We start from the raw sequence: 9193 nt of genomic DNA on the forward strand, positions 1-9193 counted from the left end.
CGCCGCTGAATCTTCGCGGCGCGGAGCAGCCGTGGCTCAGCGCGAGATCCGCAGGTTCTCGATGGCTCCTGCGATCCGGTCGAAGGCCGCCCCGATGCCCGACGCGTTGTTCACGGGGAAGTAGTGGTCGCTGCTCGACGCGCAGCGACGCATCAGCGTCTGGGCCTGGGTGTCGACCTGAACGGCCACCGTATAGACCTCGATCCCGGCCGCCTTCATGTTCCCGCACAGGTCTTCCTGGCTGTTGCCGGAATGATCGAAGCGTTCGTCCATGCGCTGGCGCCGCGCGCTGTCGCTGCCGGTGCCCATGCCCAGCCGCTCCTGCCAGATGTAGCCGAGGCCGTTGTAGAAGCTGTCATTGGGGCTGTTGTTGTCCGACATGACGTTCTCGCCGTCAGTCATGATGATGATGATCTTCTGCAGCCGCTCGGAGCCGTACGGACGACCGTCGCCGAAGGGGGCGTTGGGCGACAAGGTGTGCCACCCCCACATGGCCCCCAGGGGCACGTTGGTGTTGCCCGTCGCGACCATATTGTTCACAGCGGTGCGCAGGGCGTTGTAGTTGTCCGTCAGGCGGATGATCGGCTGGAGCGTGCAGCCGTTGTTGGGGCCGAAGTCCGCGGTCATCGCACCGCGTCGGTTGGTGGTGTTGTACTTCGACCGTTCCTTCAATCGGTTGAAGAACATCGTCCGACGCCCGCTGTTGCCGCCCATCGGATTGGAGGCGTTGCTCGTCCCGTAGCTGCTGGTTGGGGTGTCGTTCAGATAGTCGTTCTGGTCCGAGTTGGAGCTGTTCAGCCACGACTGCCAGGTCGAGTCGTTCGGATAGTCGCCCCGGTCCGGCTCATCAGGCGCGAAATAGGGCACGAACATCGTCGCCTGATTGCTGGTCGTCGGCGCGGTGTCTCGAATGTCGAAGGGTTGGGGCCTCGCCTCGACGCAGCCGCCCCAGGTCGTGCCCAGATCCTGGAACAGGGTGAAGCGGCCGACGCCTGTGCTGAACAGGCCCAGCGACCCCGTAGCTCCGGTGTGATTGGTCGCATTGGACATGTAGCTGGGGATCGTGGACGTGCCGCCCTGGGCGACCCTGACGGTCATGGAGAAGGGCACCAGCGAGATCTTGATGGCGTCGGCCTCGATCGAACGGTTGTCCGCCGCCTCCAGCCGGTTGATCAGGTCGATGGCCGCCGCCTTGGTGTTGGTCAGCTTCTGGCCGGCCATCGAGCCAGTGTTGTCCAGGACCAGAGCGACCTCGATCCGGTTGTTCGAGCGCAGCACCTCCGACCGGGCGCGCACCGGCAGTCGGTCCTCGAGGACGGCCCCGTAGGGCGGCAGGACGATATCAGCCACCAGAGTGTCGACACTGACGATCGCATCACCCTGCACTGCGCCCGTCGTGGTGTTCAGACGAAAGCTGCTTTGACCCTCGAGAAGCTGAATCTCAGGGAAAGGCGCGAGGTTGGCGCGGAGTGCGTTCATGCCGACTTCGGTGATCCGGGCATTGTCGGTGAACTGCGATCGGGCAGCGGCCAGGGTCGCGGCGTCCAGGGCGTCCTGGAGGTTCATCTTCACCGTCGAGGCGCGGCTGATGTCGACGCCGCCGAGCGTGATCATGATGAGCAGGGGCAAGACCAGGGCAAACACGATCGCGATATTGCCGCCCGTGTCCGTGGCCAGACGACGGCCAAGCCTGATGATCCGCAAGACGGTAGCCTTTAAGTCAGCGCGCATTCTGCTCTCGTTTCCCCACGCGTGGCCCCCTGCTCTGGAAGACCGACGATCAGCGAGACTACGAGGCAGCTGTTAATTTGATGCAAAGCCGCAGCTTTCGGGGGTCACAGCCCTAGGCCGCGCCGGCCTCAGCCCAGGACACAGGCTCCGAGCCCCTCGTTACGGACAGTGTTGGCAGCGGCCTGGATCCGTGAGGCGCGACGACGCACATACGGGCCGGGCGATCCGGCGTTGTAGCGGCGCGGGCTGGGCAAGATGGCCGCCAATCGGGCCGCCTCGCGCGCCGACAGGTCCGACGCTGACTTGCCGAACCAGTGCTGGGCGGCGGCCTCGGCGCCATAGATTCCGGGGCCCATCTCGGCGACGTTGAGGTAGACCTCCATGATCCGCCGCTTGCCCCAGACCGTCTCGATCAGGACGGTGTAGCCCGCCTCAAGCCCTTTGCGGACCCAGTCGCGGCCCGGCCACAGGAAGACGTTCTTGGCCGTCTGTTGGCTGATGGTCGAGCCACCCCGCATGCGCCGGCCCTGCTCGTTGGCCTTCATCGCCTGTTCGATCGCCTCGAAGTCAAAGCCGCGATGGCTGCAGAAGCGGGCGTCCTCGGCGGCGATGGCGGCAGCGACCAGCCGCGGCGAAATCTCGTCCAACGAGCGCCAGCGGTAGTCGAGGCCTTCCCCCGCCATGGCGCGCTGGGCCATGAGCAGCGTGATGGGCGGCGGCAGGACAGCGTGGATCAGCACGCCTCCCAGCGGCAGCAGCGCCAGAACCAGCAGGGCGATCAGGATCGGCCGCCCTTTCCGGCGCGGCGTCGATGCTGGCTGGTCCCCCTCGTCCATATGGCGACGCTAGGGCCGACCTCGCCTCGCCGCAACCGCCGAGGTCAACCGGTGGCGTTGACGTTCCAGGCGAAGATCACGGCCAGCAGGGCTCCAGCGACGACGAGAGGGATTAGAACCGCAAGACACCCGGCAACCATGCTCCGACCCTGTCTGGCGCCGTCATCAGACATTCGAATCCCCCGATCCAGGGACCAGCCTAGGTCGTCGGTCTAAAGGTTGTCGATGACCACCTCAGCGACGCCCGCTCGCCCATCCTCATCGGCCCAGGCGACCCGGGTTGCGTCCGGGCTGAGGGCGAGCGCCGTGATCGGCGCGCCCTTCTCGGCCTTGATGAAGTTGAGGCCCTGAGCCGCCGGATCGGCGACCCAGACCCGCCCATCGGCCAGTCCGGCGGCCAGTCGGCCATGCGCGATCCGGGCCGCGACGTGGGTGACGAGGGTCGTATCGTCGAACCCGATCTCGGATGCCTCTCGACCCATCGGCCCGTTGGCGCCGACGAAAGGCCACAGCACCGCGCCTTGCGCGCCGGACGTCGCCATCAGCTGCCCCTTGGACAGGAAGGCCAGGCTGCGGATCTTGGCCGGATAGCCGCCCATCCTCAGGTCCTTGGCGTCCTTCAGACGCCAGCCGTGCAGCTGGTTGTCCTGCATCGTCGTGATGACGAAGGCCCCGTCGGGCGAGAAGACCACGCCGGTGTGCGACCCGGCCCAGTTCAACTTCGTCGGCTTCTGGTCGGCGATCCGGGCATACCAGAGCCAGGCCCCGCCGTAAGTCGAGGCGGCCACGCGGCGGCCCTTCGCGTCGAACGCCACGCCCGACACCGTCCGCTCATGGGCAAAATCCCGGCGGAATGCCGCGTCGGTCGCATCGATGACCGACACCGTCCGGCCGCAGGAGAAGGCGATCAGCCTGGACTCGGCCGAGGCGTCGATCGAATCGATCCAGCCCTTGGCGGTGGCCAGGACCCCCGCCTCGCCCTTGCGGCTCCAGATCACCCGACCGTCGTCGCCGCCGGTGACCAGCCCCTCGCCGGACGGATGGACGACGGCGCACAGGACCGCGCCGTCGTGCACGGCGTCGAACGTCCCGTCCTCGAATCTCACCGAACCGTCGCCGAGCGCGAAGGCGGCGCCGGAGACTTCGAAATGGATGGCCGTGACTTGGGCGTCGAACTGGAAGGATTTCACCAGGCGATCTCGCGACCGTCGTAGGCGACGAAGCGGTGGTCATGCCGGCCCACGGCGGCCGCCAGTTGATCAGCCATGCCAGCGACGCTGGTCTCGATATCGATATCGGCGCCCGGGCCGCCCATGTCGGTCCTGACCCAGCCGGGATGGACAGACAGAACCGTGATCCCGGCCTTGCGGCCTTCATCGGCCCACAGCGACCGGGCCAGACTGTTCTGGGCCGCCTTGGTGGCGCGATAGACCGCGCCAAAGCCGCTTTCGGTCTCGGCGATCGATCCCATCACACTGGACGTGAGGGCCAAGACGCCTGTGCCGGGCTTCACGTGTCCCAAGAGCGCATGGGCCAGACGGATCGGCCCGAAGGCATTGGTGCGCATGACGGCGTCCAGATCGTCCAGTGAGGCCTCGGTCACACTGGAGGGGCCATAGACGCCCGCGTTGATGAAGACGACCTCCAGCCCCTGCGACAGGTCGGCGGCCAGGCGCGCGGCATCGGCGTCGGACGTCACATCGGCGAGGTGAAGCGTCAGGCGCTCGGCCCCCGGCAGGGCTCTCAGGGCCGCCTCGTCCTCCGGCTTGCGCACCGTGGCGATGACGTCGAAGCCTCGCTTCAAATGCTCGGCGACGAGGCCGAGGCCGAGCCCGCGCGACGCGCCGACGATCAGGATGGACATGGTTCTATCCTCAGGCAGCGCAGGCTTCGAAGCCCGCCTTCAACTCAGCCTCGTCCAGATCGTGGCCGATGAAGACCGCGCGGCTCCAGCGGCGCTCTGTGGCGCCCCACTCGCGCTGAAGGTCGCCCTCCAGGATCATGTGGACGGCCTGGAAGACCAGGCGACGATCCTCGCCGGCGACGTCGATGATGCCCTTGGCGCGCAGGATGTTCTGGCCCTGCTGGCCCAGAAGCTGGTCCAGCCACTGGGTGAACTTGACCCCGTTCATGGGCCGGTCCAGCGACAGGGAGATGCCACGGATATCGTCCGCATGATTGTGCCCACGCGGTCCGGAAGCGGACGGAGAAATACCGTCCACTGAGTCCGCTGAGTTCACGTCCGTCGCATGTGTGTGACCGTGGTGGTCATGGCCAAGATGATGATCGTGCCCACAATGCTCGTCGTGGACGTGGCCGTCTTCACCATGGGCGGGGTTCACGAAGGCGGGGTGGATGTCCAGCACCCGCTCCAGATCGAAGGCGCCGATGTCCAGCACTTGATCCAATGGAACGTTCGAACGCTCGGCCCGGGTGATCGGGGCGAGCGAGTTCAGGCCGCGCAGACGCCGCTCGACCTCGGCCATTTCGTCGGGCGTCGCCAGGTCGGTCTTGTTGAGGATGATGCGGTCGGCGAAGGCGACCTGCTCGCGGGCCTCCCTCGAGTCGTCGAGCCGCGCCATGATGTGCTTGGCGTCGACCAGGGCCGTGACGCTGTCCAGCCGGGTCTTCGCCTTGACGTCCTCGTCCACGAAAAAGGTCTGGGCGACCGGGCCGGGATCAGCGAGACCCGTGGTCTCCACGATGATGGCGTCGAACGTCGGCGCGCCCGGCTTCTGCCGCTTCATCAGGCCCGAGACCACGCGGATCAGGTCGCCGCGCACGGTGCAGCAGACGCAGCCGTTGTTCATCTCGAACACGTCCTCGTCGGCGCCGACGACCAGGTCGTTGTCGATGCCGATCTCGCCGAACTCATTGACGATCACGGCGTAACGCTTGCCGTGGTCCTCGGTGAGGATGCGGTTCAACAGGGTCGTCTTGCCGGCGCCGAGATAGCCGGTGAGCACGGTGACGGGAATGCGGGGATCGGACATGGGCGCGACATGGGGCCGCGCGGTCCGGAATGGAAGCCCCGCGAGCGCCGCCTGGACTTCAAAGACGAACGGCGCCGCATCCGCTGGGATGCGACGCCGTTCGAGAAGATGGTGCCCAGAAGAGGACTCGAACCTCCACGGCCTTTCAGCCACTGGCACCTGAAGCCAGCGCGTCTACCAATTCCGCCATCTGGGCCCGTTTCGATCCGCCGCGACGGCGTTCCGAACCGGAAGGCGCGGACCCTTAAGGCAGCGCATGGGCGCGGTCAACACGGCTTTTGAAGGTTTTGCGGCGCCTGCGTCCCCGCCCCGCGTTGCGGGTGATCGGGCCATCGTCTATCCCCACGCCCGAACGCCTTTGCAGGATGCCGTCATGAGCGACACGACCCCCGGCCTCGTCACCGTCTTCGGCGGTTCCGGCTTCGTCGGGACCCAGGTGGTGCGGGCGCTCGCCCGTCAGGGTTGGCGCGTGAAGGTGGCCGTGCGCCGCCCGAACCTGGCTCAGGACCTGCGCGTCAACGGCGATGTCGGCCAGATCCAGCCCGTCCGCTGCGACATCACCCGGCCCGCCGACGTCGAGGCCGCGCTGAAGGGCGCCGAAGCCGCCGTCAATCTGGTCGGCCTGCTGTTCGAGGGGCCGGGCGGCAAGTTCGCCAAATCGCATGTCGAGGGCGCCCGCACGATCGCCCAGACCTGCGCGGCCACCGGCATCGCGCGCTTCGTCCACATCTCGGCCATCGGGGCCGATGCGAACTCCGAAGCGGCATATGGCCGAACCAAGGGCGAGGCCGAGCAGGCGGTGCTGGCGGCGCTTCCGACTGCGACCATCCTGCGGCCCTCCATCGTGTTCGGGGCCGGGGACGGATTCCTGAACCGTTTCGCCTCCATGGCCACGATGTCGCCCGCCCTGCCCCTGATCGGCGGCGGCAAGACCCGGTTCCAGCCCGTCTATGTCGGCGACGTCGCCGAGGCCGTGGCCCGCGCCATCGTGAGCCCGGAAGCCTGGGGCCAGACCTATGAGCTGGGCGGCCCCGCCGTCTGGTCGTTCAAGGACATCCTGACCTACATCCTGCGCGAGACGAACCGGAGCCGGATGCTGGCCCCGATCCCAGTGTTCGCGGCGGCGACGCTCGGCCGCGTGGCGGGCCTGACGGCGATGGTCGGCATCGCGCCGGTCCTGACGCGGGATCAGGTGCTGATGCTCAAGACCGACAATGTGGTCTCACCGGGCGCGCTGGGTCTGGCCGATCTCGGGATCGAGGCGACGGGACTGGAGGCCATCGCCCCGTCCTACCTCTGGCGCTACCGCCGGGGCGGACAGTTCGCCGACAATCCGAGGGATCCGGAAGTACTGCCCGCCTGATCGGTCAGATCAGGCGGATTTCCTTCAGCCGCTCGGTCAGGAAGTCCTCGGCCATGATGGCGCGACCCGCATAGCGATCCGGGGTCTCCGGCGTGATCGTGCCTGGAAGGGTCTCGATGACGTAGTCCGGATTGAAGTGCAGGAAAAACGGCGTCGAATACCGTGCGAAGCCGCGACGCTCGGGCGCCGGATTGACCACGCGGTGGGTCGTCGACGGCAGGACGTGGTTGGTCAGCCGCTGCAGCATATCGCCGATGTTGACGACCAGGGCGCCCGGCGGTGGGGCGATGTCCAGCCATTCGCCGTCCGCGTCCTTCAGCTGCAGGCCCGCTTCCTCGGCGCCGAGCAAAAGGGTGATGACGTTGATGTCCTCGTGCGCGCCCGCTCGCACGCCAGGGGCATCGGCCGGCACCGGCGGATAGTGCAGCATGCGCAGCACGCTGTTGCCCAGCTGGACCTTGTCCTCGAAGAAGTCGTCGCCGAGCTGCAGATAGCGCGCGATGGCCTTCAGGATGCGACGGCCCAGCGCATCGAGCGCCTCGAACATGCCGTAGACGTCTTGCCGGAAGCCGGGGATTTCGGTCGGCCAGAGGTTGTCGCGCATGTACTGGCGATAGGGATGACCCTCCGGCAGTTCGCGGCCGGTGTGCCAGAATTCCTTGAGATCGACGGTCGCGGCGCCCTTGGCGGCCTCGACCCCGAACGGCGTCAGGCCGCGCGCCCCGCCGGTTCCCGGCACATGGTAGCGGCGCTTGACCTCTTCCGGCAGGGCGAAGAAGGCCTTGGCGTCATCGATGGCGCGAGACATGACGCCTTCGTCCAGGCCGTGGTCGGACACGACCGCGAAGCCATAGCGCTTGAAGGACGCGCCGAGGTCGTCGCTGAAGCCCTGGAAGTCGGCGTCGTAGCGGCTCATGGAAACGGGGACGATGCCCTTCTTCTCAAGGGTCGGGGCGTCGAGGGTGACGGTCACGGCGGGGCCTCATCGATGGCGCGGCGTCGAGAGGGGGACGCCGGAAAGTCGGGTGTCATACGCCTTTGCCTGACAAATTGGCAGTCTCGCGGCGGCGTGGGAATGCCGCATGGCGCGCGGCGGCTTGCGGAACCTTGGCCATAAGCGGACGTTGTCGCGCCGGAAGGCATTTCCTGGAGACTAGACCATGCGCATGAACCTGATCGTCACCGGCGTCGGCGTCGCCGCCATGCTGGCCATGACCGCCTGCACCACGACCGACCCCTATTCCTCGGCCCCGCGCCGCAACAACACCGCGACCGGGGCGATCGCCGGGGCGCTGGGCGGTGCCGTGCTGGGCTATCTAACCAACACCTCGGACGGCGAACAAGGTCGTCGCAACGCCCTGATCGGGGCTGGTATCGGCGCCCTGGGTGGCGCGGCGGTCGGCAGCTATATGGATCGCCAGCAGCGCGCGCTGGAGGCCGAGCTTTCAGGCACGGGCGTCGGCGTGGCGCGTCAGGGCGACAACCTGATCCTGCGCATGCCGTCGGACGTCACCTTCGCGGTGAACCAGTCCAACATCGAGCCGCGCTTCAACGCCGTCCTGGCCGATGTGGCATCCGTGCTGCGGGAATACGACCGCTCGCTGGTCGACATCCGCGGCCATACCGACAGCTCGGGCGGCGACGCCATCAACCAGCCCCTGTCCGAACGCCGGGCGCTGGCCGTGGCCGACGCGCTGATCGGACAAGGTGTGCTGCGCGAACGCCTGTTCATCGAAGGGGTTTCGTCGCGCGAGCCGGTGGCGTCGAACGCCACCGCCGAAGGCCGCGCCCAGAACCGTCGGGTGGAAATCCTGATCCGTCCCTTTACCGGCTGACGAAAATCCCGCCGCACGCGGTTCGACGCCTTGCGTCGTCGGGCCGTGTGTGGTCCCTCTCGTCGCGGGCGAATCCGGGGGGCGGGCATGGACGAAGACGGCGATGTCGGGCAGGGCGTGCGCATGGCGCTCGCCGCGACCGTTTCCGCCGTCATCGTGGCGGCCCTGACCATTGCCGCCGGCCAGGCCTTGATCGTTGATCCGGCGTCTGCCGCGCAGTCACGCACCGCTCCGCTGGTTCTCGTCTCGCGCTGAGGCGACCCACGCGCGGGCGACCCCTCGCGGCGCTTTTCAACCCTCAACCTCCGACGCCCCTGGCCGCACCACCACGGTGCCCCTTTCTACCGTGCTGCGGCGAACCTTCTGGCGAGGGCTTTGGCGGTGGGTTTGAGGGCTCTGGGTTCGTGGTAGTTGCCGTTGACCTGTGTTCTGGCG

General features: G+C 67.4%; 9 protein-coding genes and 1 tRNA gene. 3 read left to right on the top strand and 7 right to left on the bottom strand.

Annotated elements, in window-relative coordinates:
• Positions 1 to 36: 36 nt before the first annotated feature.
• The 6 genes from Q333_RS16580 to Q333_RS0111135 form a co-directional block, all read right to left on the bottom strand.
• Positions 37 to 1731: a pilus assembly protein gene (locus Q333_RS16580; RefSeq protein WP_084176008.1), complete on the bottom strand. Its 1695-nt coding sequence runs from the start codon at positions 1729 to 1731 to the stop codon at positions 37 to 39.
• Positions 1732 to 1859: 128 nt separating this feature from the next.
• A complete protein-coding gene (mtgA, locus tag Q333_RS0111115) occupies positions 1860 to 2567 on the bottom strand; it encodes a monofunctional biosynthetic peptidoglycan transglycosylase (RefSeq protein ID WP_029416980.1) in 708 nt (235 codons plus the stop codon).
• A gap of 212 nt (positions 2568 to 2779) precedes the next feature.
• Positions 2780 to 3757 (bottom strand): WD40 repeat domain-containing protein, encoded by a 978-nt coding sequence (locus Q333_RS0111120; RefSeq protein WP_029416981.1) that lies wholly within the window; start codon positions 3755 to 3757, stop codon positions 2780 to 2782.
• Entirely contained in the window at positions 3754 to 4431 is a 678-nt protein-coding gene (locus Q333_RS0111125; RefSeq protein ID WP_029416983.1) for an SDR family NAD(P)-dependent oxidoreductase, read from the bottom strand. Before Q333_RS0111125 ends, Q333_RS0111120 begins: the two co-directional genes overlap by 4 nt.
• A 10-nt stretch (positions 4432 to 4441) precedes the next feature.
• Positions 4442 to 5560: a CobW family GTP-binding protein gene (locus Q333_RS0111130; protein ID WP_029416984.1), complete on the bottom strand. Its 1119-nt coding sequence runs from the start codon at positions 5558 to 5560 to the stop codon at positions 4442 to 4444.
• Positions 5561 to 5669: 109 nt separating this feature from the next.
• Positions 5670 to 5756 (bottom strand) — tRNA-Leu (locus Q333_RS0111135).
• A 177-nt stretch (positions 5757 to 5933) separates the two neighbouring features.
• On the opposite strand from Q333_RS0111135, the gene Q333_RS0111140 reads away from it, so the two are divergent.
• Positions 5934 to 6923 carry a complex I NDUFA9 subunit family protein gene (locus Q333_RS0111140; RefSeq protein ID WP_029416985.1) on the top strand — a complete coding sequence of 330 codons (990 nt, stop codon included), beginning with the start codon at positions 5934 to 5936 and terminating at the stop codon, positions 6921 to 6923.
• 4 nt (positions 6924 to 6927) lie between these two features.
• Here the strand turns inward: Q333_RS0111140 and Q333_RS0111145 are convergent, their stop codons facing one another.
• Complete coding sequence (locus Q333_RS0111145; RefSeq protein ID WP_029416986.1) at positions 6928 to 7839, bottom strand: isopenicillin N synthase family dioxygenase; 912 nt, start codon at positions 7837 to 7839, stop codon at positions 6928 to 6930.
• A gap of 244 nt (positions 7840 to 8083) precedes the next feature.
• Between Q333_RS0111145 and Q333_RS0111150 the strand changes: the two genes are divergently transcribed.
• Together Q333_RS0111150 and Q333_RS17655 are read left to right on the top strand one after the other, a co-directional pair.
• Positions 8084 to 8758, top strand: coding sequence for an OmpA family protein (locus Q333_RS0111150; protein WP_029416987.1), 675 nt, complete (start codon positions 8084 to 8086; stop codon positions 8756 to 8758).
• A gap of 87 nt (positions 8759 to 8845) precedes the next feature.
• Complete coding sequence (locus tag Q333_RS17655; protein WP_157072444.1) at positions 8846 to 9013, top strand: hypothetical protein; 168 nt, start codon at positions 8846 to 8848, stop codon at positions 9011 to 9013.
• The last annotated feature ends 180 nt before the right edge of the window (positions 9014 to 9193 follow it).

Source organism: Brevundimonas bacteroides DSM 4726, from assembly GCF_000701445.1.
Lineage (GTDB): Bacteria > Pseudomonadota > Alphaproteobacteria > Caulobacterales > Caulobacteraceae > Brevundimonas > Brevundimonas bacteroides.